Source organism: Streptomyces chattanoogensis, assembly GCF_001294335.1.
Lineage (GTDB): Bacteria > Actinomycetota > Actinomycetes > Streptomycetales > Streptomycetaceae > Streptomyces > Streptomyces chattanoogensis.
The window spans coordinates 1-25,295 of sequence record NZ_LGKG01000160.1 but is presented as its reverse complement, the minus strand read 5'-3'; the positions used below and the strand labels follow the sequence as shown (position 1 = coordinate 25,295).

Here is a 25,295-nt window from a genome sequence, read left to right as displayed (position 1 = left end):
GTCCGGGGTCTCTCCTGGCTCAACGTCTCCGTCTGCGGCTGCGATGGCGAACCAAAAGTCATAGTCCAGCATGACTACGCGCACCGTCGCGGGCGCAGCGTCGCCATACAGCCATACACCCGTCGCTACGACCGACTCCACGCAGCGAGCATAGCCAGTCAAACCATTAATGATCTTCGACTGGCACCCAGAGATCTTCGATAGCTGGGGCTACGGCAGGCTGAAGTCCAGCTGGGTCTTGGCGATGAAGCCGTCGATGAGGCCGGGCCGGTACTGTATCCGTTTGAGCCGGGTCTTCACGAGCGCGGCCAGTTCGTCGATGCCGTGTCTGGCCAGGTTGGCCAGGGACCGTTTCAGGTGTGACCAGACCGCTTCGACCGGGTTGAACTCCGGTGCGTAGGGCGGCAGCTGGTAGACGGTGAGCCAGGGTCGTTGCGCGACCAGCTGACGCATCCGGGCGCTGACATGAGTGTTCAGATTGTCCCAGACGAGCACGACCGGACCGTCGAGCTGCTGGTGGGCGGCGTCCAGGAGCCGGGCGTAGTCGGTCTCGGCGAACCCCTTCCGGCGGCCCTTGCGCGGGCCTCGGTCAACCAGGGTGCGGTAGATCAGCCGGGGCTGGCGTCCGGGCTTCGTGCAGACGAGCGCGGCCATGGACACGCGCCGGGTGCCGACCGAGGTCACCCGCACCACGGGGGTGCGGCCCCTGCGTCCCCAGGTCCGGCCTTTGGGCGGCCTCAGCCCCTGACCTGCCTCGTCCTCGAAGCAGAGCCAGGCGCCCAGGTCCGCCGCAGTCTTTTTATGGCGGGCCACTGCTCATCCTTCCACTGGGCGATCTTCGCCTCGTCGCGCTCGGTGGCCCGTCGGGCGGGCATCTGCACGCTCCATCCGATCCGGTGCAGCAGCAGGTCGATCCCGGCCAGGGTGTAGCTGAAACCGAACCTTGTGCGGATCACCTCGGCGATCCGGGCCAAGGTCCAGCACTGGTCCTCGGCCCAGCCGTGCGTGGCCGGGCCGGCGTCCAGCAGGCCCTCCAGTTCCCTTAACTGGCCGGCGGTGAGACGGCAGCGGGCACCACCGGGCCCCTTCGAAGCCAGACCTTCCCTCCCGCCCGCAGCCAGGGCCCGGCGCCAGCGGTTCGCCGACATCCGCGTCACCCGGAAACGCCGAGCCACCTCACGGTCGCTGGCGCCAGCCTCGATCAAATCAGCTGCTGCTAAGCGGACTTGTTCGCGCCGGGCCCGTCCCTCAGCAGTCAGCCCGCCACCGTCGGGATACCTCATGGCTAAGACATAGCGAACACCACATGAGCTGTCACCAGCCCGGAACCCCCATGGTTAAAGATCTCTAGACGAACATGGGAACTTCGGCCGGTGCGAAGTCGCTCAGCCGCCGTTACGGCTTCGTCCATGCGCCCACCGCTGAGCGAGCGAATCGTTGGATCAGGGAGCTGTAATACGGGGGCTCCGGGAGGTGGGTGCACCCTCTACGGGTTCCCAGGTCGTCAGGCTGGCGGCACAGCTTCTGGAGGCGTCGCCCAACGCCTCGTCTCCCCGAAACCGGCGTGCGCAGCGCTGATGTTGTCGCTCCGTCAAGCGGAACCGGGCTGCGCCTCAACGACGCAGCCCGGCACATCCGCGTCAGTCCTCCCGGCTGGTCACTTCGAGGAGGTGGAACCCGAACTGAGTCTTTACCGGTCCCTGGACCGTGCCGACCGGGGCGGAGAAGACGACCTGGTCGAATTCCTTGACCATTTGGCCCGGTCCGAAAGCTCCGAGGTCACCACCTTGGCGCCCCGAAGGACACGTGGAGTGCTGCCTGGCGAGCTCAGCGAAATCCGCCCCGGCCTCGATCTGCGCCTTCAGGTCCGACGCTTGGTCCTCACTGGCGACCAAGATGTGACGGGCGGTAGCCCTAGCCATTTGTTACACCCTTTCGACTACACAACAACGCCGCCAAGGGTACGCGCAGGGGCCTTCCCGCTGGTAGCGAACACGGCTCCAACCTGCCCACCCCGCGAGCCTCGGGGGCCACTTCCACCGACGAAGGCCGTGGCAACGAATCACCCCGGTTACGGTGAGTGGCAGCCTGATGGGGCGCGGCCTGGGCTCACCCATCACATCGGGAGGCAGACCCGGCCGTGCACCCCGCCGGCGCCTTTCGTCGTCACGATCATCTCTGCTCATGAGCTGGTACGGTTTTGGTTTGAGCCAAACAACATCATCCTTAGGTCCCACCATGCCGCCCCAACGCCCCGGCAACGCGCTTCCCTTTCTTCTCCTGACGGCGTTTCGTGTCCTGATCGATGAGCTCCACGTGCACCTTGCCGAAGTGGGACATCCCGATCTGCGCCCGGCACACGGCTTCGCCATGCAAATGATCAACCGGGGCGGAAGTATTTCCGACCTCGGGCGAAGACTGGGAGTGTCCAAGCAGGCCGCCAGCAAGACGGTGACGGGGCTGGAGCACCTCGGTTACGTGCAACGGATCCCGAGTGCCACGGACCAGCGTCAGATCGAGGTAGCCCTGACGGCGCGTGGTGTGGAGGCGCTCACGGTGTCGGGCGAGATCTTGAACCGGCTGCGCAACGAGTGGGCAGCGAGGGTGGGCGAGCGCGAAATGACCCTGGTCGAGGACGCGCTGGCACAGCTCGGCCGACCCGATGGGCTCGAGCGGATCGTCGGATGGTTGGGGGCCTGATCGCCATGGGGCTCCGGCCGCGAAGGCACTGTGCCCGTACGCCTCACGGTTGGTGAGGCGTACGGGGCACAGCCTTGAACCCAACCCTCAGTGCTGGAGCCAGGCAGGGGCCTCGGCCCCGGCCGGCGCCGTGCGTGCCAGGAATTTCTCGAAGGTGAACGTCAGATCACCGTTCGAGCCGTAGCGGGTGCACATCTGCGTCGGGTAGTACCCGGACACCTCCACCTCCGGCGTCTGGGGTATCGGCCGGCATGCCTCGGCAGGCTTCGTCTGGGCCGCCCAGTCCTTGTTCACCACGGCCTCCCAGAAGCTGATGTGACCGTCCCAGGTGCCGTAGGCGAACGCCTGGGTGAACGGGTCACCGTTGGCCGGGGCCGCATTGGGGTCGATGATGTGATTTCCCATACGACCGGCCGCTCCCGGCATTCCCCAGCCCTCGGGTGCGTACGGCGCCGGGACCGTCTTCTTCGCCGTCGCCTCGTCGTCGCAATTGATGACGAGATTGCACGACCCGGTCCGTATCTTGTTGCGCTCCGAGAAATCCTGCAGGAAGAAGTGGAAGTCGAAATGCGGCTGATCGAAAACATGCGTCGGGCCGTGACCGTGGATCTGCCAATTGAACATCAGCCACTTGAACGGCAATCCGTTCAGTTTGGGGAACCAGAGGTCACGCTCGTGGCCGCTCGCGCAGTCCGTGTCGAGACTGATGCCGTCGCCGGCCTTGTCGAAACACGTCTGGCCGTCGTGCATCGGCGTTGTCGGCAGCGAGTTCATCGCTGCCGCGTTGACCCGAACGGCCAGGACCTTCGGGTGCTTGGCATCATCGGCGGCGTAGAGAGTCTCGACGGAGCCGTTGCCGAGCGCGACCTTGTTGAACGGCGTAAGCGTCGGCAGGCCGGCCGCGGCGGCCACCTCCTCCGAAGGCTCGGAGGAGGTGGCGCCAACCGCTGAGACGATCGGCGCTAGCCCGACCAGGGTGGCCACACTGAACGCGAGGCCCAGCGACCAGCGAGAACGAAGAGCGGCGCGTTTCATGTTCGTCATTCCCCCGTGGTTCTGTCGGTGTTCAGTGCTCGGCGTGCCACTCAAACGCCTTGAAGGGCTCGTCCACGGGAGCGTCGGTCATGCGGTTCGCGTACGTCGAGATGGTGTAGACGCCCAGACCGAGCACGACCTCAAGGGCATTCCGCTGGGTGTAACCGGCGTTGAAGAACGCCTCCTTCACCTCCGGCTCGACGTGACCGTGCCCTTCCATGACTTCGAGGGTGAACACCCGCATGGCCTCCAGCTTCGGGTCGTTCAGGGGCTTGCGGGCTCGCAGGGCCTCGATGAGTGACTCGTCGGCCTTCGAGCGGGTCAGGATGGAGCTGTGCATCGCCACGCAGTAGTGGCACTCCACCGTCGTCGCCATGGTGAGGATGAAGACCTCACGCTCCAGCTGGGTGAGGGTGGTCTTGTTGAACAGCCCATTGCCGGTCATGAAGCCCTCGAGGAGCTCCGGCGACTCGGCCATCAGCGCAACCGGTGCGGGGAGGAAGCCGAATCCCTTGACCGTGTTCTCCATGATGGGCCGTGCGGCCTCCGGGGCCGAGGAGACGTCGTGGCGGGTGAACTCCGTGGTCATGATGGTTTCCTTTCTGGATTTCGAACTTTCGGACTTTCGAACTTTCGGGCTTTCCGAACTGTGGGAATCGAGCGACGGGTTGTCACTCGGTGGTCTTGGGTGACTCGGTGGCCCGAAGTTCCCAGGCCGCACGCACCGTTGAGGCGAGCGCCTCGATCCGGTCGGCCTGGAGAACGGAGTAGTGGTCGCCGTCGAGGGTGTGGACGGCCACCGGACCGGTCAGATGGGCGGCCCACGCCGCGGTCACGGTCTCGGAGGCACCGTCGGCGGCTCGAACCAGCACGACGGGTGCCCCGTAGCTGCCCGGCCGGTGGGCGGAGAGCGCGCGGGCGTTGGCGGCGAAGCGCGACAGGAGCGCGGTGGTCGTCTCGTCGTCGGTGTCGGAGCCCAACAGTCCGCTGGATCGGAGCCGTTCGGCCAGTACGGCCTCCGGGGCATCGGCCTTGCCGAGGTCGTACCCCGCCAGCGGATCGGCTGCCCCGGCGATGTGGGCGACATCCCGGGCGAACCACGCCAACAGCTGGGCGTGGGACGGCTCGGCCCGAGCCTCGTCGGGGTGCTCCATCAGGTCGATCGCGACGACAGGAGCCACGGTGAACCCGCGCGCCGCCATCCGCTCGGCCACTTCCAGCGCGAGCACACCGCCCATCGACCAGCCGGCGATCCGCACGTGCCGGCCCGTGGCGTCGGCCGCGATCGCGTCGGCGTACAGGTCTGCGAGGTGGCCGAGGTCAATCGGGGCGGCCAGGTCGTCGGGCACCTGGACGCCGGTCACCGGCACGCCGAGTACCTGCGCCAGATCGCGGTAGCACACGACGTCGCCACCGACGGGATGGATCCAGTACGACGTGGGGCCGGTCCCATCGGAGGTCATCGGTACCAGCGTCGTGCGCCTCGCCCGGCCGTCGCGCACCGCTTCGGCCATGGCCGCGACGGTGGGGTGCGTGAACAGCACCGAGAGCGGGAGGGTGGTTCCCAGTTCGGTCCGGATGCGGGAGATCAGTCGCACACCGAGCAGGGAGTTCCCGCCGAGCGCGAAGAAGTCGTCATCTCTGCCGGCCGGGGCGTCCGGGAGCAGCTGCGACCACAGGGCGGCCAGACATCGCTCGGTGTCGTCCCGCGGTGGTTCGGTCGGCAACTGTCGTGGGTACCGGTGGCATTGGTCCTCCAGGGCACGCCGGTCCACCTTGCCGTTGGCGGTGATCGGAACGGCATCCAGCTCGACGAGCCGGCTCGGGACCATGTACGCGGGAAGCTGTCCTCGCAGGGCCTCGGTGACGGAATCGAGGGGCGTCTCCGCCGTATCGAGTACGACACCGGCCACCAGCGTCTTGGACTCCATCGCTGCGCCGATCGCTGCGGCAACCGCCCCGCGGACGCCGGGCATCCGGCTCAGCACGCTCTCGATCTCGCCCAGCTCGATCCGGTACCCCTGGATCTTGACCTGGCCGTCCTGGCGGCCCAGGAACTCGATGGTGCCGTCCGGCAGATACCGGCCCAGGTCGCCGGTGCGATAGAGCCGGCCGTACGCCGTATCCACGAAGCTCGCGGCGGTCTTCCCGGGATCGCCCAGGTAGCCCCGTGCGAGGCCGTCACCGGCGATGTACAGCTCTCCGGGAACTCGCGTGGGCCGGTGCCGCAGCCGCTCGTCCAGCACGTGAAAGGCCTGGTTCCCCAGCGGCTTTCCGTACGGGATCGACGGCCAGGAGGGGGCCACGGTGCCGACCGGGTACGTGATGGACCAGATGGCGGCCTCGGTGGCGCCGCCGAGTGAATGGACCTGTGCGCCGGGTGCGCACCGGCGTGCCCGGTCGGGCAGGTCGGTGGGTATCCAGTCGCCGCTGAGCATGATCGTACGCAGCGACGGGACCGTCTCCTCCCGGCCCTCCAGATGATCGGCCATCATCTGCAGCAGCGCGGGGACGGAGTTCCAGACCGTGACGTCGTGCCGCCGTACCAGCTCGGACCACGCCTGGGGATCGCGCAGTTGGTCCGGTCGCGGCAGCACCAGCGTGCCGCCCGCCGCGAGGGTGCCGAAGATGTCGAAGACCGACAGGTCGAAGTTGAGCGCCGAGAGCCCCAGTACCCGGTCCGCGGGTCCGATCCCGAACCGCTCTTCGACGTCCTGAAGAGTTCCCAGGGCGGCGCGGTGCTCGATCACCACGCCCTTGGGCTGCCCGGTGGAGCCGGAGGTGAAGATGACATAGGCGATGTTGTCGGGCTCGGCCGCGGCAGCAAGGGGCGCGCCGGGAGCCGGGCCGTCCGGGTCCGCCTCCGCCTCCGCCTCCGCCTCCGCCACGTCAACGACAGAGCAGGTGCTCAGCCAGGGATGCAGCGCGCGGACCTCCTGGTCCGCCACGGTCAGCGTCGCTCCGGACAGCTCCAGCGTCCGGCGAGCGCGCTCGGCGGGCAGGTCGGCGGCGATCGGCACATACGCCTTGCCGGCCTTCAGTACTGCCAGGACGGCCACGACCTGCGCGATCCCCTTGGGCAGCATGACGGCGATCAGCTCTTCGGGGTCCCTGCCGGTGCCGGCCGCGATCCGGCGTGCCAGTGCGCCCGCGCGTTTGTCGAGTTCGGCGTAGGTGAGCGTCGCTTCCCCACACACCAGCGCGACCGCATCGGGACGCTGTGCGACGGCCCGCTCGAAACCGTGGTGGAGCAGCCCGGTCGGCGGCTTGGTCGCCGTGGCGTTGGCCCGCCGGCGCGGTGCGAGTTCCCGCTCCCCCAGCGTGATCTCCGGTGCGCGATGCCAGGCGTGCTCGTCGTCGCAGAGCCGCTCGATGAGCCCGCGATAGCTCGCGAACATGGACCCGACCATCGCCTCGGGGAGCAGCTGCGTCACGTAATCCCAGTTCAGCCGCAGCCCGCCGGCGTCCTCGATCACCTGGTGGTCCAACCACACCTGAGGCGTGCGGATCATCGAGGACACTTCGTGCCCTTCACCGGTCAGTCCGATCAGGTGGTCGGTCAGTGCGCTGGACGCAGGGCCCTCGCCGGAGGAGAAGTTGAGCGTGCTGGCGAAGACCACGGGCGCCCGGCCGGCCCGCGCCGAGCCATGCAGGGTGGACAGTTCGCGCAGCACCTGCACACCGCTGAATGCGCTGTGCTCCAGGTCGCTCCACAGCTGCCGCTGCAGCCGCTGCCCACGGGCGGCGAAGTCGTCCGACCCGCGCGTGTCGACCTCCAGCAGGGTCGTGGTGGAGAAGTTGCCGAGAACTTCCGAGACTTCAGGGTGAACCGGGGTGCGGTTGAAGAACAGCAGGGTCAGGGTGAAGTGCGGATTCACCGACCAGCAGGCGATGGTCTCGGCGTATGCCGCGGCGATGGCTGCCGAGGGCGTGATGCCCGCCGCCCCGGCGTGGGCCTTGAAACGCTCCCACCGCTCCGGGCCGATCGTCTCCCTCAGATGCGCGAACTCGGGCCGTCCGATCGCCGCCGGATCTGCGCACAGCGGCAGTTCGGGTGCCGGCGGCAGCGCGGCGATCCGGTCCGTCCAGTACGCCCTCGCCGCTGCGTACTCCGGTCCGGACTCCTGGGCGCGCAGGTGCCGGACGTAATCGCGGAAGGTCAGGTCGAGCGGGGCGGGATCGCGCTGCCCCTGGTACGTCTGTGCCAGTTCGGCGAAGAACAGCGCCGTGCTCCAGGCGTCGATGACGAGGGCGTCGATGCCGACGTGCATCCGGGTCACCCCGTCGGGCAGGTGCGTGACGGCCAGGTGGAACAGCGGCCACACGGTGGGGTCGAAGACCTGCCCGGACAGCTCCGCGGACCGTTCGGCCAGGCGCGCCTCCAGCTGCCCGGCCGGTACCGCGCCGAGGTCGAGGCGGTCGAGCCGGTAGCTCTCGACCTTGGGCAGTACGCGCTGCCTGCCGTCGTCGGTCATCACCGCGCGCAGCATGCCGTGCCGTTCGATGGCCGCGTTGACGGCGGACTCCAGCCGCTCGCAGTCGAGCCCGCGCAGATCGACCTCGATGAAGAAGAACGTCGAGACGCCCCCCAGTTCCAGGCCCTCCGACCGGCCGACGAGATACGCCTGCTGCAGATCGGTCAGTTCGAACGGCTCGTGCCGGTCGGCCAGGTCGATGTCCAGGCCCCGCGTGGAGCGGTCCGGAGGTGCGCAGTCGGGTGCCTCTTCTTGTGTGCTCGCGTCGTCAGGTACGTTCGCGTCGTCGGAGAGCGGCGCCGGGCACCGGTCGGCGTCGGCGTTGTCGCCGGACAACTGCTCCTGTACGTATGCCGCGAGCCCGGCGATGTTCGCGCCGTCGAGGAACATCGCCAGCGGTACGGCCACCCCGCAGCGGCCCGCGATCTCGTCCTTGATCTCCAGCGCCATCAGCGAGTCCAGGCCCAGGTTCTGCACCGGCTCGGTCTGCGGGAGCCCGGCCGGCCCGGCGCGCAGCGACCGCGCGCATGCCTCGGTCACCACGGTCAGGGGATCCGGTATGTCGAGGGCCACTGCCGCCGGGCGCTCGGGCGGTGCGATCGCCGCCACCGGTTGCCAGGGATGTGTGCTCCGCGGTGGGCCGCTCACCCGGGCGTGCGCCTGGGCCCGCGCGAGCGTGACCCCGGATGCCGACACCCAGCACGTGCCGGACTCGTCGAGCAGAGAAACATCGGCCACGATCGTGTGCGCGTCCGCCGCGCCCTGCCGCATCCGCAGTCGTACCTGCAGCGGACCGGCCGGCAGTCCCGGCCGTACGCTGAACGCATCGATGCCGACGACCATGAAGGCGCTGTCGGTCGTGCCACGCGCGGACAGGGGCGCGAAGAGGACCTGGAACATCGCGTCGATCAGCCCCGGGGGCACGACGTACCGGCGTGCCTCCTCCGCACCGGCCGCCCGGACCCGCGCCCAGGCGTGGTCCCGGTCGAAGGCGACCTCCTCGACCCACCTCGCTCCGTCGCCGAGATACAGGCGGCGGGACCACATGTGGCGGTAGAACTCACTGCCGGTCATGCGATGCGGGAGATCGGTGGGCAGCTCGGAGGGCGCCGCCGGATCCGCCTCGTATCCGACGATCCTGCCACGGCAGTGCAGGGGCCAGGCGAGGTCCGGATCGGCCGGGTCGGACTGATACGCGAAGCCCAGTGTCCCGTCCTGCGCCGGTTCGAGGGTGAGCATGACCGTCGGGCGGCGGTCCGCGTCGTAAGCCAGCCGCTGGAGCACCGTGACGTCGGTCAGGCCGACGGTGTCCCACTCGCTCACGGCCTGGGCCGCCTGTACCGCGGCTTCGAGGAAGAACCCCACGTTGACGAGGGGTTCGCCCCCGATCACGCAGTCGGCCAGTGCCGGGTCGGCGGTGCTGTCCAGCGTCGTCAGGAAGGCCGCGCCCGAGCCTGGCGTGGGCACGCGCAGACCGAGGAGCGAGGCCGAACTCAGCCGGGGCGCGCCGGCGTCCGGCCGCTGAGCGACCGCGCCGCCGGCGCCGTGGCCCGGGTCGGTGCCGTGGCCCGTACCGGTGCGGCGGCTCGGCTCGTACCAATGCCGCGACCGCTGGAACGGATACGTCGGGGCGTCCGTGATCGCAGCGGCCCGCCCCGACCACAGCTCCATCCAGTCGATGTCCAGCCCTGCGGTGTACGCCTCGGCCACGGTGGCCGCGAAGACCTCGCGGTCGGGACGTCCCGGCCGCAGCGACGCGCCCCAGAGCCCGGACCGCTGTTCCTCGGGCACGAACCTGCGCGCCGTCGCCAGCAGCGTCGGTTGCGGACCCAGCTCCAGGACGTGGTCGACTCCGTTGTCCAGGACGGTTGTCATGGCACCGAAGAAGTCGACCGGCTGCAGCGCGTGCTCCAGGAGGTACGCCGCGTTCCACGTCTGCGGGCCCACCTCCTCCGCCGTCAGTGCGGACACCAGCGGCACGGACGGCGCGGCGAAGGTGACCCCGGCCAGCTCCCGCTCGAATGCGCTGAGCATCGGCCGCATCAGCGGCGAGTGGAAGGCCCGGCCGGCCGGCAGTCGCTTGCTGCGCACCCCCTGTGCGGTCGCCTGGTCCAGGACACGGTGTACGTCGTCGGGGTGACCCGAAATCACCGTGTGCTCCGGCCCGTTGACGGCGGCCAGGCCGACCCGGTCCTGCCCCACGAGCAGCCCGCGCACCACCTCGACCGGCGCGAACACCGCGGCCATCGCGCCCGGTTCGGTCAGCTCCTGCATCAGCCGGCCGCGGGCGGCCGCCACCGCGAGGGCGTCGGCGATGTCCAGGACCCCGGCCACCGCGGCCGCGGCGATCTCGCCCACGCTGTGCCCGACGACGACATCGGGCTCGACGCCCAGGCCACGCCACATCTGCGCCAGCGACCATTCCAGCGCCACCAGCGCGGGCTGTGTGTAGCGGGTGTCATGGAGGGCAGGGTCGTCCGAGGCGAACATGACATCCAGCAACGGCCGGTCCAGAAGGCCGTCGACCAGCGACGCGCAGTGCTGCAGACTCTCGCGGAACGTGGGCGAGGACTCGAACAGGTCGGCGCCCATACCGGCGTACTGCGAGCCCTGCCCCGTGAACAGAAAGGCAGTACGGCTGCGCGGCCGCCCCGCCGCTCCGGTCACCGGCGCGACCTCCCCGTCGGCCACCCGCCGCAGCTCGGCCCGCATCGTCGCCGTGGTCGAGGCGACCGCGGCGTACCTGACCGGCCAGTGGTCACGTGCCACGCCGGCCGTGTATGCCAGGTCCGCCAGGGCCGCATCGGGCACAGTCCCCTTGGCGCCGAGCCGCGTCAGGTACTGCCGGGCCAGCTCGACCACGCCCTCGGCGGTACGGGCCGACAGTGGCAGAACGCACGGTCCTGTGTCGTGCCGCAGCAGTTCGTCCGCCACCGGCTCCGGCGCCTCCTCGACGATGACATGCGCATTCGTGCCGCTCGCTCCGAACGAGCTGATGCCGGCGCGCCGTATGCGCTCTCCTCGCGCCCACGGCCGGCCCTCGACCGGTACGGCGATCTTCCATGCGTCCAGGTCGATCTCGGGGTTGACCTCCGACAGCCCACGATGGCTCGGGATCAGGTCGTGGTGGAGGCTGAGCAGGACCTTGATGAGCCCGGCAATCCCCGCGGCCGGTTCGAGGTGGCCGAGGTTGGTCTTCACCGACCCGACGACCAACGGAGTGGCCCGGCTCTGCGGACACAGCACATCGGCCAGCGCGTGCACCTCGACCGGGTCGCCGAGTGCCGTACCGGTGCCGTGTGCCTCCACGTAATCGATGTCCTCGGCCGCCAGTCCGGACGCGGCCAGCGCGGTACGCACGACATCCCGTTGCGCCGTGGCGTTGGGCACGGTGACGCCACTGGCACGGCCGTCCTGATTGACGGCGCTGCCACGGATGACCCCGAGAATGCGGTCCCCGTCGACCTTTGCGTCCGACAGGCGCTTGAGGACGACGACGCCGCACCCCTCGGAGCGGACGTACCCGTCGGCCGAGGCGTCGAAGGTCTTGCAGTGGGCGTCCGGCGACAGCATGTTCGCCTTGCCGAGCACGGTGTACCACTCCGGCGAGAGCAGGACGTTGACGCCGCCGGCCAGCGCCAGGTCGGCGTCCCGGCTGCGCAGTGCCTGCGCGGCGAGATGGACCGCGACCAGGGACGAGGAGCACGCGGTGTCCACGGAAAGGCCGGGGCCGTGCACCCCCAGCCAGTACGCGATCCGGCCCGCGGCGAACGTCGACGCGTTGCCCGTCAGGGCGTAGGCCTCCAGGTCCTCCGGCGCCACATCGGTCAGCAGCGACTGCATGTAGTCGTTGTTGGTTACCCCGACGTACACGCCGACGCGGCTGCCCTTCAGGCTTGCGGGCCGGGCACCGGCGTTCTCCAGCGCCTCCCAGGAGACTTCCAGCAGCAGCCGCTGCTGCGGGTCGAGGTAACTCGCCTCGCGCGCGGAGACTCCGAAGAACCCGGCGTCGAAGCCGTCGACCGACTCCAGGAAACCGCCCGACGGCACGCCGGCCGGGAAGCCGCCGGGGACGTCGGCCAGCCGTGCGGACGGGTACGGCGCCACCGCGTCCCGGCCGTCGGACAGCAGCTCCCACAGTGCCGCGGTGTCGTCGGCTCCGCCGGGCATCCGAGCTCCCATGCCGACGACGGCGATCGGTTCGGTGGTCTCGGCGCGCAGCGCGTCCCTCTCCGTGGTCAGGGACTTGATCCGCTCCAGCGCAGACTGCATGAGCTTGCGGGCGTCATCCGGAAGGTGAGTGGTCATGACCGTCCCCCGGGTGTCGGCTGGTGGGTTCGCTCGAGCGCGGATTCGAGCGCTTCGATGAGGCCGTCGTCGGTGAGTTCAGAGGCCACTGCGGACAGCGGCCCGTCCGGGGCGCGGCCCGCCGGGACGTTTACCGCGTGCTCGCGGGCCTGCCGGTCGGGACACACCACGGAGACGAGGTACGCGGCGAGCTCCGTGGCAGTGGGGTGCTCGAACATCACGCGGGTGGGCAGGGTCAGCCCGAAGGTCCTGGCCAGGCGGTTCCTGGCCCGCGTGGCGAGCAGGGAGTCCATCCCGAGGGCGAAGAAACCCGCGTCGGGATCGAGTGCGCCGGGGGCCACCCGGAGGGTCTCGGCCACCGCCTCGACGACGGTCGAGGTGACCTGTGTCGCCGTCCAGTTCGTGGCGGACTCGGGCTGTGGGATGTCCGGGCCGTCCGAGGCTGCCACCGTCACGGTGTCGGTGTCCGCCGCGCGGCCGGTCCACGGATTCGCCCACTGATCCTTGGTGAACCAGTGGCGCACACGCGCGAAGGGGTACGCCGGCAGGGCGAGCATGGGGACCACGCGATCCTGCTCTTCGTTGCTGCGGTGCGGCCAGGGGCCACGGCGGCGGTGGGTGTACATGAATCCGAAGGCCCGCTCCACCGCGACATCGTCCGGCAGGTCACGGTGGAGAGACCAAGTGGCCGAGGCCGCCGAGCCCCCGGCCTCGGTACACAGCCCGTCGAGCGCGTCGACCAGCGTCGGGTGCGGCGACATCTCGACGAAGGTGTCGTGACCGGCGGCGAGCAGAGTCCGGATGCCCTCGGCGAAGCGCACGGGTTCGCGCATGTTGGCGTACCAGTAGTCGGGAGCGGCCGACTCCGTCAGGCTCGCCCCGGTCACCGTGGACACCAGCTCCAGCTGCGGCGCGGCCGGCCGGATGCCGTCGAGCGCGTCCAGCAGCTCCGTCCGCAGCGCGTCGATCTGTGGACTGTGCGAGGCGACGTCCACGGCGACGAACCTGCTGAACACCTTGTCCTTCATGAGCGCGGCGGCGACACGCTCCAATGACCTCGGCGCTCCCGAAAGGACGGTGGAGTGCGGCGAGTTGATGACGGCGACGCAGATGTCGTCGTAGCCCTCGCACAGCTTCTGTGCCTGCTCGTGTCCGACTGCCACGACGAGCATCCGGCCCTGTCCCGCGATACGTGCCAGCAGTCGCGAGCGCTCGCAGATCACCGTCACCGCGTCCGGCAACGACAAGGCTCCTGCGACGTATGCCGCCGCCACCTCGCCCATGCTGTGTCCGATGACGGCATCGGGCCGCACCCCGGCAGCGCGCCACATCGCGACCAGTCCGACGGAGATCGTGAACAGTGCGGGCTGGACGTACCGGGTGGGGAGTTGTCCTTCGTCACCGTGCTCGATCAGGTCGAGCACACTCCGTCCCAGCACGGGACGCATGGCCTGATCGACCTCGCGGACGGCCTCGGCGAACGCGGGGCTCGTCGCCCGAAGCCGGGCCGTCATGCCGACCCAGTGCGGGCCCTGCCCCGGGAAGACGAAGACCGTACCCCCCGTGGCCTTGGCGGAGCCGACCGCGGCGGCCGGTCCCGGTGCACCCGCGGCCGCCTCGCGCAGCAGCGTGACCAGCTCCGCCGGTGAGGCGGCGGAGGCCGCCAGCCGGCTGGTCAGCACGGTCCTGCGGTGGTCGGCCGCGGCGGCGACGGCACGGACGTGTGCGGGGGCGGTCCCGTCGAGCACGTCCGCATACCGGCCCGCGAGCTCCGCCAGGGCGGTAGGTGTCGCGGCCGATATGCGAAGGGTCAGCGGTGCCTCGTCGAGTGCCTCACCGTCCTCCTTGGCATCGTGCGGAGCACCGGCCCCCTCGACCGGCAGAGGCGTGGGCTCAGGCGCGGGTCCGATGACGACGTGTGCGTTCGTCCCGCCCGCGCCGAACGCGGAGACGGCCGCGAGCCGCTGCTCGTCTTCGGCGTCCCAGGGCTTCACCTCGCCATGGGCGAAGCCCAGCCGGGTGCCGTCGGTCTGCAGGTGCGGGTTGACCGTTTCCAGGTGCAGCGAGGGGTAGACCGCACGATGGTGCACAGCGAGCGCGGCCTTCACCAGTCCCGCGATACCGGCCGCGGCCTCGAGGTGGCCCATGTTGGTCTTGAGGGAGCCCAGGTGGCAGATCGGTCCGGGCTCCGCGCCGTAGATCTGTGCGAGTGCTTCCACCTCGATCGGGTCGCCGAGGCTGGTGCCGGTGCCGTGTGCCTCCACCAGACTCACCTGCGACGCGCCGGCTCCGGCGTTCTGCAGCGCCGCCGTGATGCAGTCCTGCTGCGCGCGTCCGCTGGGAGCCGTGAGCCCGTTGGACCGGCCGTCCTGGTTGACCGCCGAGCCGCGGATGGTCGCGTAGATGCGGTCCTGGCCGGCGATCGCGTCGGACAGCCGCTTGAGGACGACGGCGAGCACGCCCTCGCCGCGCACATAGCCGTCCGCGGCGGCGTCGAAGGTCTTGCACCGCCCGTCGGGGGACAGCGGCAGCCCCTTGGAGTGGGCCACCGTACTGGCCGGCGACAGCAGGAGGTTGACTCCGGCCGCGACCGCCGCGTCGCATTCGCCGGAGCGCAGCGCCTGTACGGCCAGATGCACCGCGACGAGCGAGGACGAGCAGGCCGTGTCGACGGACAGGCTGGGGCCGCGCAGGTCGAGCTGGTAACTGAGTCTGTTGGCGATGATGCAGTTGGTCCCGCCGACGACGGTGTACAGGTCGACGGTCTCCGGCCGTGCCAGTTGCATGGTGAGGTAGTCACTGGCATTGGCACCGACATAGACACCGGCTCGCGAACCGGCAAGCCGGTCGGCGGGTATTCCGGCGTCCTCGAAGGCTTCCCAGGCAACCTCCAGCAGGAGGCGCTGCTGGGGGTCGACATGGGCGGCCTCGCGGGGCGAGATCCCGAAGAAGGCGGCGTCGAAGGTGTCCACGCCGTCGATCAGGCCGGCGTGCCGCATGTGTGTGCGCCCGACGGCGTCGGGGTCCGGGTCGTAGAACTCCTCGTGGTTCCAGCGAGCCGAACCGACCTCGCCGATCGCATCCACGCCCTTGGCCAACGCCCCGTGCAGGTCCGCGGGCGTCGTGATGCCGCCGGGCAGCCGCACTCCGATGCCGACGAGCGCGATGGGTTCCCGCCGCGCCCGCGTCAGCTCCTCGACCTTGGCCCTCAGGCCCCTGACAGCTTTCAGAGCGGTACGGACCGCTCTGTCGGACTCCCCGTTCTGCTCTCCGTTCAGCGTCATAGCTCCCCCGCTATCGCTTCCAGTTCTGCCAGTTCTCGTTGCAGGACGTCGAGGTCGCTCTCGCCCGTGCTCGCACCGGCGGCCGGGACGTCCAGATGTGTGGTGTAAAGAGGTAGGGACTGCCGTACGGGCCGCTGCGACCGGTCCGGCCCGTCCGGCTCATCTGTCCCGGTGGGCGCCAGCCGGCCGGCGAGCTCGGTGGCGAGGGCCTCCGCGGTGGGGTGGTTCCACACCACGGTCGAGGACAGTGTCAGGCCGATCAGGCGCTCCAGGCGGTTGCGCAGCTCCAGCCCCATGATCGAGTTGAGTCCGATGCTGCGGAAGGGCTCGGCCGGGTCCACCTGAGCAGCCGGCAGGCCCGCAACCTCCCCGACGACGGTGCGTACCACCTCTGCCATGCGGGCGGTGCGCTCGGCGGCGGGAAGCGTCTGCAGCTCCTCGGCCAACCCGGCCTGGACATCGCCGCCGGCCGTACCGGGCGTCGTCGGTTCCGCCCTCGCGAACTGGCGGATTTCGACGCCCCGGACGCGCAGGGCGGGTTGGCCGTCGTCACCCAGCAGGTCGGCATCCGCGAGGAAGATGTCGGCCCTCCGGCCGGGCGCGACCGTCGCCACCACCTGCGGATCAGGACCCGGCCGGGACAACACGGACACCTCACGGACGGCGGTGGTCAGCACGGTCCGCCCGGCGGCCACGGGGCACGGCCCGGTCAGCAGGGGCGCCACGGCGACCTGCAGGGCGGCGTCCAACAGGCGTGGATCGCAGGGGAGATGAGGATCGGCATGCCGCGGGTCCCAGCCGATCTCCGCAGTCGCGCCGGTCTCTGCGACATCGAGTCGGCGGATGCGCCGGTATTGCGGGCCGAAGAGCGGCCCCCGCTCGGCGAAGCTCTTGTACAGCTCCTCCGAGGGGATCCCGTTCCCGCGGACCCGCGTGAGGGACGGTGCGTCGTGGTCCGCCCGCTCGACCGTGGCGGTCCCCACCCGCACCCAGCTCTCACCGTCCCTGCCGAAGAATTCGACGACGGCCGTCGCCCCGGCTTCCCGCACCGTGGTCTGCAGTGCCACGCCCTCGCCGACCACCTCGAGCGATGCCGGCAGCCCGAGGTTCCGTACGGTCACCGGGCCGGCTCCCAGGACAGGCCCTGCCACCTGCGCGGCGGCGGCTGCGAATGCGGCAGCGGATACCACGACCCGGCCATCGATCACATGGTCGCCGAGCGACCAGGTCGCCGTGTCCAGCCGGCCGGCATGCACTGCCAGCGCGGGGTCGTGCGGCAGCTGCGTCCGTACGCCGATCGGGTCGGTGTCCGCACGGCTCGCCGCGCCCGCCAGGACCGGAGAAGACACCCGCTGCCACGGGTACGGCAGCGGCAGCGGCCCGGCACGACCTGCCGGATTCAAGGCGGCGTGGTCGACCGGGACACCGGCGTCGCAGAGCCGGCCGAGCGCGGCCAGCAGCGTCGGCCACTCCGGCTGCTGCTTGCGCAGCACCGGGACCACCAGGACGTCCCGCCTCGCGGCGGTCTCCTCGATGGCCGGGCCGAGCACGATGTGCGGGCTGATCTCGACGAAGCGGGTGAATCCGTCGTCGAGCAGCCGGGCCGTCGCGGCCGCGAACAGCACGGGGTCGCGGAGGTTCCTGGCCCAGTAACCGGCGTCCAGTTCGGGCCCGTCGGCCACCCGGCCCAGTACCGTCGAGTAGAACGGCAGCCTGCCCGCGGCCGGCTCGATATCCGCGATGGCCGCGGTCAGCGACGGCAGGACCGGGTCCATCTGCGGGCTGTGCGAGGCGACTTGGACGCGTACGGGCCGGTTGAACACACCGCGCTCGGTCAGCTCCCGCGCGATCCGTTCGATGTCGGTCGCGGCGCCGGAAAGCACTGTCGAGCGCGCCGAGTTGCTGACCGCAACCGACACCGCAGGATTGCCCGAGCACTCCCACTCTGCTTCTTCGAGGGTGAGTTCGGTGGCCAGCATCGCACCGGCACCGGTCAGGTCAGCCATCAGCCGGGAGCGGCGTCCGATGACCGCGGCGGCGTCGCGCAGCGACAGGGCGCCGGCGAGGTGCGCGGCCGCCGCCTCCCCCATACTGTGGCCGACGACCGCGTCCGGGGCGGCACCGTAATGCTCCAGCGTCCGTGCCAGCGCCACCTGCACCGAGAACAGCAGCGGCTGGGCGGTCGCGACGTTGGTGAACGTATCGTCGTCGCCGGCCTCCAGCAGCAGGGGCAGGATCTGCATACCGCATGCCTGACGGAACGCCAGGTCACAGCGGCGCAGGTGCCGAGCGAACACGGGCTCGCGGCCGTACAGGTCCCGGCCCATGCCCTGCCACTGCCCGCCCTGGCCGGGGAAGACGAACACCGTACGGCCGCCCGGGCCGACTGCGGGCGCGGCACCGGCGGCGCCACCGTCCGCGCGTTCGCGTAACCGCTCCACCGCCTCCTGCCGATCGGCTGCGACGACGCTCACCTTGTGCGGAAGTGTGGCCAGCCCCGCCAGCGCAGGGGCGAGGACAGCGGGCGGCCGGTCCTCGGGCCACCACTCCGCCACCTCACGGCAGCGCTGGGCCAGCGCTGCCGAAGTGTGGCCACTCAGCGTCAGCAGCGTTTCCCTGGCCGGTGGCGCGTCCGTCCCGCATACGGCGGCGACCTCGGAGAGACGTCCGCCGGACCGGGAGTATGCCGCCAGGATGCGTACGCGGTCGCCGTACCCGTCGTACAGCGCGCTGCCCAGGATGGGGTGGGCGTTGATCTCGACCACCGCATCCAGGGCGCTCATCGACGGATGCGCCAGGGCGGCGGCGAAGTCGACCGGCTCGCGCAGGGCCGTCGCGAAGTAAGCGGCGGTGAAAGCGCCGTCGGCCATCACCCGGCCGTCGAGGGCCGAGACCATCGGGAGTGCGGGCGGATACTGGTCGATCTCCCCGAGCGCCGCGACCAGTTCATCGTGTATGTCGTCGATGGCCGGACTGTGCGCGGCCAGACCGACATTGATCCGACTGGCCTTGTGGCCCTCCCCGGTCAGGACCGAGAGGAGCTCATCCAGCTCGTGGGCAGGGCCGGACAGGTTGGTCGATCTCACCGAACTGATACCGGCCACGACTACTTCGGGCCGCGTTTCGAGGTACGGCACGAGCTCGTCGGCCGGGAGCGCTACGACGGCCATGCCGCCGCCATGGCCGGTCAGCCGCTGCTGCGCCGCCGCGTAGTGGGCCACGATCCGGCCGCCCTCGTACGCGGTGAGCGCATCGGCCGCGACGGCCCCGGCGATCTCGCCGAGCGAGTGCCCGACGACCACTGCGGGCCGTACGCCGCGGTCCGCCAGGCTCCGGGCCAGGCCGACCTGGATCGCGTAGACCGCCGACTGGGCCACGGCAACGCCATACGGTTCGAGGTCGGCGCCGGAGGCGATCAGCTCCAGGACCGAGAGGCCGAGCACCGGCGCCGAGCCGCGGTCGCATGCGGTGACCGCGGCGCGGAACTCCGGGTCGGACCGCAGCAGGTCGCGGCCCATGCCGGTCCACTGGCCGCCGAAGGGCGAGAAGACGAACGCGGAACGGACGGAGTTCGGGCCACGGTCGGCATCGCCCTCACCGGTGACCGTCTCCGCGGCAGCACGCTCCGCGGCATACGGCCCGACGACCACATGCGCATTGGTGCCACCCCAGCCGAAGCTGCTCACTCCGCCGAGGAATGGCTCGTCACACGGCAGCTCGACGGGTGCGGAGGCGAGGGCGAGGTTCAGTGCATCCAGGTCGATGTGTGGGTTGGTCTCGCCGGACAGGACGCACGGCGGGACGATGCCGTGGTGCATGACCAGGGCCGCCTTGACGAGCCCCGCCACACCCGCGGCGCCTTCGAGATGACCGATGTTGGCCTTGAGCGTGCCGAGCTGGACCGGCGTCGCGGCGCCCCGGAGCGCACCGGCCAGGGCTGTCGCCTCGATCGGGTCGCCCAAGGGCGTCCCGGTGCCGTGCGTCTCGACGAACCGTACCCGCGCGGGATCGGTTCCGCCGCGCGCGTGCGCGTTCCGTATGACGGCCTGCTGCGCGCTGGGGCTGGGAGCGGTCAGCCCGTTGGTGTGCCCGTCGTTGTTGACCGCGGTCCCGTGGAGCAGGCACCAGATGTGGTCACCGTCCCGCTCGGCATCGGCGAGCCGTTTGAGGACCAGGGCGACGGCACCCTCGCCGCGGCCGAAGCCGTCGGCCTGGGCCGCGAACGCCTTGCTGCGCCCATCGGGTGCGAGCCCGCCGAAGGCCGTGAGGTCGGCCATGGTCTCCGCCGACTGCAGGAGGTTGACGCCGCCCACGACGGCAGCGTCGATCTCGCCGAGACGCAGTGCCTGGGCGGCCATGTGCACGGCCACCAGGGATGACGAGCAGGCTGAGTCCAGCGTGACCGACGGCCCGTGCAGGTCGTAGAGATAGGAGATCCGGTTCGCGACCATCGACAGACTCGAACCGGTCGCCGTGTGCATCGTGTACTGCCCCGGTCGCGATGCCGCACCGCGCTCGTTCCAGATGCTGCCGACGTAGACACCGGTCGCGCTGCCCTGCAGCCCCGTACGCGGCAGCGACGACGCCTCGATCGCCTCCCAGCACACCTCCAGGAAGAGCCGCTGCACCGGGTCGAGCGCTGCCGTCTCGCGCGGGGTGAGGTGGAAGAAGCGGTGATCGAACTCCTCCAGCCCCTGCCGCAGATAGCCCGCGTCGGGCATCATGCCCCGATTGTCTGCGTACCGTCCCGGCGGGGGCGGGCCGATCGCCTCCTCACCGGCGAGGACCAGCTCCCACAGCTGTGCGACACAGTCGGCGCCCGGAAGCCGCGCCGCCATGGACACGATGGCCAACGGCTCACCCAGCGCCGCACCGACGGGGCGCCGTCCACCTGGCACAACGGTGTCGTGGTCCGCAGACACCGCCGCGGCGGCAAGCCCGTTCACCGTGGGGAATGCCCACAGCACGGCCACCGGGAGATCGCGGTCGAGATGCGTCCCCAGGCGGCCAACCATGACCGCAGCGGCCTGGGAACTGAGACCGAGCGAGGAAAAGGTCGCGTCCCGGTCCACCTCCGCCGCCGATAAGTCCAGCTCCTCGCAGAGATGCGCAACGATCCAGTCCGCAACATCCGCGACCGCCCACGCCGTTCGGGTGCCATCCCCTGGGCGGCCTGTCATGCGGACCGCCCCACGCCGGCCTCGACCGCCGCCCCCTGTGTGCGGCGCAGGTGCGCGTCGGAGGGGCCGCGAGAGGTGCGCACCGGGTCACGGGCCGGTGCACTCGCCCCCGACGGCAGGTCGCAGGTGGACCGGGCCACCTCGGCACAAGAAGGAACGCCGTCCGACAGCGAGTCGATCGCGCACTGATGCAGAAGCCCATCAGGCATGTTGAAGACTTCCTATCCCCCGATGATCGTCAACGTGGTTGACGTTATCAGCGACTTGGCGGCGGGGGGTGATGTCGGCATGAATCCCTTCAGTCACCGAGATGGAGTTGCGCCGGCCTTCCGCGGCGACAAGCGCCTCGAGCCACCCCGGCCGAACCCGCGGCCTGCGCGGACGTCTCCGCACAGGCCGTCGGAACACCGCCCGCCACCCAGCGGTGGTGACCTACGTCACATATGACCGGCGTGGCGTGCCGCCCGGCACATCAGCCGCAGCCGTCTTCCGGAAGGAGGCAGCAGTGCGGTTCCCGAGACCGACGCTACCGCCCCACGGTGGCCAGGAACTCCCGCTCACGCCGCAGTTCCCGCTCGGTGACGGTCAGCGGGAACAGGGTGAAGCCGTGCATCGCGCCGGCGACGACGCCGAGCTGCACGGGCGCACCCGCCGCCTGCCACCGTTGGGCCAGAAACAGTGAGTCGTCCAGCAGCGGATCCTCGGTACCGACGACGATCCGGGCGGGCGGCATGCCGGCCAACTCCGCGAAGAGCGGCGAGACCTGCGGGTCACGGCGCTGCTCCGCCCCCATCCCGGGTGTGAACAGCTCGTAGCTGCCCCGCAGCGAGTCGGTATTACTCAGCAGACGCTTGGAGCCGAACGACCGCTGGCTCGGTGTCATCGACAGGTCGTACGGGCCGAAGAGCAGGTGAGCCGCCCGGAAGGCGCCGGTGATGCCGTGCCGGTCGCGAAGGCGCAGCAGCGTCACGACACTCAGGTGGGCGCCGGCTGATTCGCCGCCGATCAGCAGCCGTTGGGTGCCGAACTCGGCTGCGGCATGGTCCACCAGCCACCGGGCGGCTGCTTCGCAGTCGTCGGGCCCGGCGGGGAACGGATGCTCCGGCGCCAGGCGGTAGTCCACGCTCACGACGGCCAGCCGTGCCTGCACGGCAAGCTGCCACAGCTTCTCGTCCTGCCCGCCCGCAGAACCGAACGCCCAGCCACCCCCGTGTATGTGCAGGTACACGCCGTCGACGTGGTCTGGCACGAACGCCCGGACTCTCACTCCACCTGCAACGACGCGGTCTTGGCCGTGCGCCAGTCTCACTGGTGGCGTGTGGCCACCGAGGCGGTTGCGCCGCAGACGCGCCAGCGCGGTGGCGTCCGGCGCCTGCTCGCGGGTTGGACGGCTTGCGGCAGTAGCTTCGAAGTGCTCGTTGAATGCCAGGGTCTCGGCGAGGCAGTCCTCATCGGTGATCGTCATGCCGTCGACGGTCGCAGCTGTCGGCGACAACACCCTGTCACCGTTTCCTGGTGAGCTGCGTCACTCAGCTGTCGCGCCACCCGCCCTCTCCGCCCTCCGTCCCCGCATGACCGGCGCGTCGCCCCGGCCGACGTCGGCGCCCTGCTGGACGTCGGCGCCCCGCCGCGACCAAAAACGCACCACAGAAGGTGACAGAAGGCGACAGAAGGTGGCCGTGGTGGGGCGCCCTCCGGGGGGAGTGATCGAGGGCGCCCCGGACCGGGGACGGTCCGCCAGGGGTACCGCGGGGCCGTCCCCGGCCGTCTGTGGCCGGTCAGTGGGGCCGCTGAGGGGTCACGGGCGGGAGAACTTCACGTAGCCGCCGTTGTTCGGGCGGTCGAACCAGCCGCGGAAGGCCCAGTTGATGTATCCGCCGTCACCGAGGTTCGTGAACTCGCCGTCCTCGAAGACCCAGATCCCGTAGATGACGCCGTCGTAGGTGGCGGAGCCGTAGGCCTTCACACCGTTGAAGTGGTCCTCGTAACCCTGGCTGAGGTTCATGACCATGACGTTGTACTGGCCGCCGGCGGCGTAGAACGCGGATTCCTCCAGGTTCTTGACGAAGCCTTCGCGGTTCTGGGCCGTCTTGATCGACGCCTCTATCTTGTTGGCGATGCCGAGCACGTCGACGTTGAAGTTCAGGTTGGCGTTGGCACCGACGTCGACCGGCGAATCGCCCGCCGCCGCCGTGGCAGCTGCGGGAGCGGCCATCGCGGTTGCCGGGAAGGCGGCACCCGCAACGGTGAGCGCGGCACCCAGGGCCACCGCTACCACACTCTTCCTCAGGACACCCGAAGTGGACATGCTTCTCCTCGATCAATGGGGGGCTTCGTCCTCTCCGCAGGAACGGAGAGCGGCCCGGAGCTGCGGAAGAGCCGCAGCTCCGGCACGGACACCAGACTCGGCCGTGCCGCTCATGAATGGCTCACATCGCGCTCATGCGGCCCATTGCCGACCGCTGGGCCGCCATTGCCCCCGTCCGCCCCGTTCCGGCTGCGTGCGAACACACCGGACGTGTCCGCATAGCGATACGACAGCGGGGGCTGTCACCCTCCGGTCTGGATTTATGGTCTTTATTGGGCAAGGGCGTTCACAGCGCGCCCCGTTCGGCGGTATGCACGAGAGGGCACGATGGTTCAGTTGCGGCTCCTAGGGCCGGTGGCGATCGAGACTGACCAGGGCCTGCCACTGGCTCTGGGGGTGGGCCGCATACGTACCGTGGCCGCGGTGTTGATCAGCGAGGTCAACCAGGCCGTCCCGATGAACCGGCTGATCGACCTGGCGTGGGACGGGGATCCGCCGGCCCGGGCACGGGGCGTGGTCCACAACCATGTACACCGGCTGCGGCAGCTGTTGGCGGGCCAGGCCGAACTGGCCACTCGGGGGCAGGGGTACGTACTGCTCGCCGATCCTGGCTCGGTGGACGTGCACCGCTTCCGGAGCCTGGTCGTAGGAGCCCGGGACGCCGAGCCCTGGGCGGCCGTTGCGATGCTGCGTCAGGCCCTGGGGCTGTGGCGGGGCGAGGCGCTTGCGGATGTGCCCGGTGAGCGGGTGCGCCGGACGTTGGGCCTCGGCCTGTCGCAGGGGCGGCTGGCCGCGCTGCAGGAGCTCGGCAGACGGCTGATGCTGCTCGGCCGGTACGGAGACGTGGTCACGGAGTTGACCGGGTGGATCGTGGAGCATCCGCTGCACGAGGAGCTTGCCGCGCTGCTGATGCGGGCCCTGCAGGCGAGCGGTCGGCAGGCCGAGGCCCTTGACCACTACCACCGGGTCCGCCGCCACCTGAAGGACCAGCTGGGCATCGACCCCGGCCCGGCACTCAGCGAGGCCTACCTGGCGGTCCTCGGCGGCAGCCACAGCCCCGCGCCGACCGCCTCCGGCCGCCCGAAGTCCGCGGCGCGGCGGCCGGCACCGGCCGCACCGGCGTATGCGGGACCGCCGGCCCCACGGCCCCATGGGGAGCCGACGCCCCCGGGGCCGGGTGCCGGACCGTACATTGCTCCGTACGTCGCTCCATACGGACGCTCCCAGCGGCTGGGTCCCCCACCCAGAATCGCCCAACTTCCCCCTGTGGTAGTGGACTTCTGCGGCCGCGACCGGGAACTTACGCTGCTGGACCAGCATCTCGAGCGGGTGCCGCAGCCGGCGTGCGTGGTGCTCGCCGGCGCGGGCGGGACCGGCAAGACCACCCTCGCGGTGCAGTGGGCGCACCGCCGCAAGGCAGAGTTCCCCGACGGACAGCTCTTCGCGGACCTGCGCGGGTTCGAGCGGCCCCCGATGCGGCCCGGCACCGTACTGACGGCGTTTCTGCGGGCCCTGGACGTCCCGGAAGCGGAGATCCCCGAGTCGGTGACGGAGGCGGCCGCGCTCTACCGTTCCCTGCTCGCCGGCCGGCGGCTGCTCGTTCTGCTGGACAACGCCGGCACCCCCGACCAGGTGCGCCCCCTCCTGCCCGTGACGCCGGGCTGTCTGGCGGTGGTGACCAGCCGACGGCGGCTGAGCGGACTGGTGGTGCGGGACGGCGCCGCACTGGTGAGGGTGGGGCCTCTCACCTCGGAGGAAGCTCTGCAGTTGCTGGGCAACGCACTGGGGCGGCAGCGTGTCGAGGCGGACTCAGGGGCAGCCCGGGAGCTCGTCGAGCGCTGCGACCGGCTGCCGCTGGCGCTGCGGATCGCCGCGGCCCGGCTGATGGCGCACCCGGAGTGGTCATTGAGTTGTGTTCATCCTGAACATGCTGGTCGCGGGGGTGGCGTGGGCGGGTGATGTCGTGCTCGTGCTGGCTGTCGGCACCTGTCTGGTGTGAAGATCG

At 70.4% G+C, this 25,295-nt stretch carries 12 protein-coding genes; 2 read left to right on the top strand and 10 right to left on the bottom strand.

Annotated features, from left to right (window positions below):
* Positions 1-210: 210 nt before the first annotated feature.
* A protein-coding gene (locus tag ADL29_RS46710) for an IS630 family transposase (protein ID WP_425424292.1) occupies positions 211-1,283 on the bottom strand; the annotation gives its coding sequence in 2 pieces (ribosomal slippage) (positions 211-803 and positions 803-1,283; 1,074 coding nt in all).
* A gap of 357 nt (positions 1,284-1,640) precedes the next feature.
* Complete coding sequence (locus ADL29_RS28925; protein ID WP_046925105.1) at positions 1,641-1,922, bottom strand: peptidylprolyl isomerase; 282 nt, start codon at positions 1,920-1,922, stop codon at positions 1,641-1,643.
* A gap of 262 nt (positions 1,923-2,184) precedes the next feature.
* On the opposite strand from ADL29_RS28925, the gene ADL29_RS28920 reads away from it, so the two are divergent.
* On the top strand, positions 2,185-2,700 hold the full coding sequence (locus tag ADL29_RS28920; protein ID WP_211274408.1) for a MarR family winged helix-turn-helix transcriptional regulator: 516 nt from the start codon (positions 2,185-2,187) through the stop codon (positions 2,698-2,700).
* A gap of 87 nt (positions 2,701-2,787) precedes the next feature.
* Here the strand turns inward: ADL29_RS28920 and ADL29_RS28915 are convergent, their stop codons facing one another.
* From ADL29_RS28915 to ADL29_RS28885, 8 genes are all read right to left on the bottom strand, one after another.
* Entirely contained in the window at positions 2,788-3,744 is a 957-nt protein-coding gene (locus ADL29_RS28915; protein WP_157878600.1) for a hypothetical protein, read from the bottom strand.
* A 22-nt stretch (positions 3,745-3,766) separates the two neighbouring features.
* On the bottom strand, positions 3,767-4,324 hold the full coding sequence (locus tag ADL29_RS28910; RefSeq protein ID WP_053926512.1) for a carboxymuconolactone decarboxylase family protein: 558 nt from the start codon (positions 4,322-4,324) through the stop codon (positions 3,767-3,769).
* An 82-nt stretch (positions 4,325-4,406) separates the two neighbouring features.
* Positions 4,407-12,518, bottom strand: coding sequence for a hybrid non-ribosomal peptide synthetase/type I polyketide synthase (locus ADL29_RS28905; protein ID WP_053926511.1), 8,112 nt, complete (start codon positions 12,516-12,518; stop codon positions 4,407-4,409).
* The gene (locus tag ADL29_RS28900) at positions 12,515-15,802 is read right to left on the bottom strand and encodes a type I polyketide synthase (protein WP_053926510.1); all 3,288 of its coding nucleotides are present in this window, start codon (positions 15,800-15,802) and stop codon (positions 12,515-12,517) included. The genes ADL29_RS28905 and ADL29_RS28900 overlap by 4 nt, the downstream gene beginning before the upstream one ends.
* Positions 15,799-20,982 carry a type I polyketide synthase gene (locus tag ADL29_RS28895; RefSeq protein WP_078971366.1) on the bottom strand — a complete coding sequence of 1,728 codons (5,184 nt, stop codon included), beginning with the start codon at positions 20,980-20,982 and terminating at the stop codon, positions 15,799-15,801. The genes ADL29_RS28900 and ADL29_RS28895 overlap by 4 nt, the downstream gene beginning before the upstream one ends.
* On the bottom strand, positions 20,979-21,191 hold the full coding sequence (locus ADL29_RS43735; RefSeq protein WP_157878599.1) for a hypothetical protein: 213 nt from the start codon (positions 21,189-21,191) through the stop codon (positions 20,979-20,981). The genes ADL29_RS28895 and ADL29_RS43735 overlap by 4 nt, the downstream gene beginning before the upstream one ends.
* A gap of 317 nt (positions 21,192-21,508) precedes the next feature.
* A complete protein-coding gene (locus ADL29_RS28890; RefSeq protein WP_053926535.1) occupies positions 21,509-22,447 on the bottom strand; it encodes an alpha/beta hydrolase in 939 nt (312 codons plus the stop codon).
* A 333-nt stretch (positions 22,448-22,780) separates the two neighbouring features.
* Positions 22,781-23,290, bottom strand: a complete 510-nt coding sequence (locus ADL29_RS28885; RefSeq protein ID WP_046925110.1) for a hypothetical protein — start codon at positions 23,288-23,290, stop codon at positions 22,781-22,783.
* A gap of 354 nt (positions 23,291-23,644) precedes the next feature.
* On the opposite strand from ADL29_RS28885, the gene ADL29_RS28880 reads away from it, so the two are divergent.
* Complete coding sequence (locus tag ADL29_RS28880; protein ID WP_245689680.1) at positions 23,645-25,249, top strand: AfsR/SARP family transcriptional regulator; 1,605 nt, start codon at positions 23,645-23,647, stop codon at positions 25,247-25,249.
* The last annotated feature ends 46 nt before the right edge of the window (positions 25,250-25,295 follow it).

What these genes read in the sequence shown, in the direction of transcription:
- ADL29_RS28910 (WP_053926512.1), bottom strand. Translation starts at nt 4,324, where the DNA reads ATGACCACGGAGTTCACCCGCCACGACGTCTCCTCGGCCCCGGAGGCC.
- ADL29_RS28885 (WP_046925110.1), bottom strand. Translation starts at nt 23,290, where the DNA reads ATGTCCACTTCGGGTGTCCTGAGGAAGAGTGTGGTAGCGGTGGCCCTG.
- ADL29_RS43735 (WP_157878599.1), bottom strand. Translation starts at nt 21,191, where the DNA reads ATGCCTGATGGGCTTCTGCATCAGTGCGCGATCGACTCGCTGTCGGAC.
- ADL29_RS28915 (WP_157878600.1), bottom strand. Translation starts at nt 3,744, where the DNA reads ATGACGAACATGAAACGCGCCGCTCTTCGTTCTCGCTGGTCGCTGGGC.
- ADL29_RS28890 (WP_053926535.1), bottom strand. Translation starts at nt 22,447, where the DNA reads ATGACGATCACCGATGAGGACTGCCTCGCCGAGACCCTGGCATTCAAC.
- ADL29_RS28900 (WP_053926510.1), bottom strand. Translation starts at nt 15,802, where the DNA reads ATGACGCTGAACGGAGAGCAGAACGGGGAGTCCGACAGAGCGGTCCGT.
- ADL29_RS28925 (WP_046925105.1), bottom strand. Translation starts at nt 1,922, where the DNA reads ATGGCTAGGGCTACCGCCCGTCACATCTTGGTCGCCAGTGAGGACCAA.
- ADL29_RS28920 (WP_211274408.1), top strand. Translation starts at nt 2,185, where the DNA reads ATGAGCTGGTACGGTTTTGGTTTGAGCCAAACAACATCATCCTTAGGT.
- ADL29_RS28895 (WP_078971366.1), bottom strand. Translation starts at nt 20,982, where the DNA reads ATGACAGGCCGCCCAGGGGATGGCACCCGAACGGCGTGGGCGGTCGCG.
- ADL29_RS28905 (WP_053926511.1), bottom strand. Translation starts at nt 12,518, where the DNA reads ATGACCACTCACCTTCCGGATGACGCCCGCAAGCTCATGCAGTCTGCG.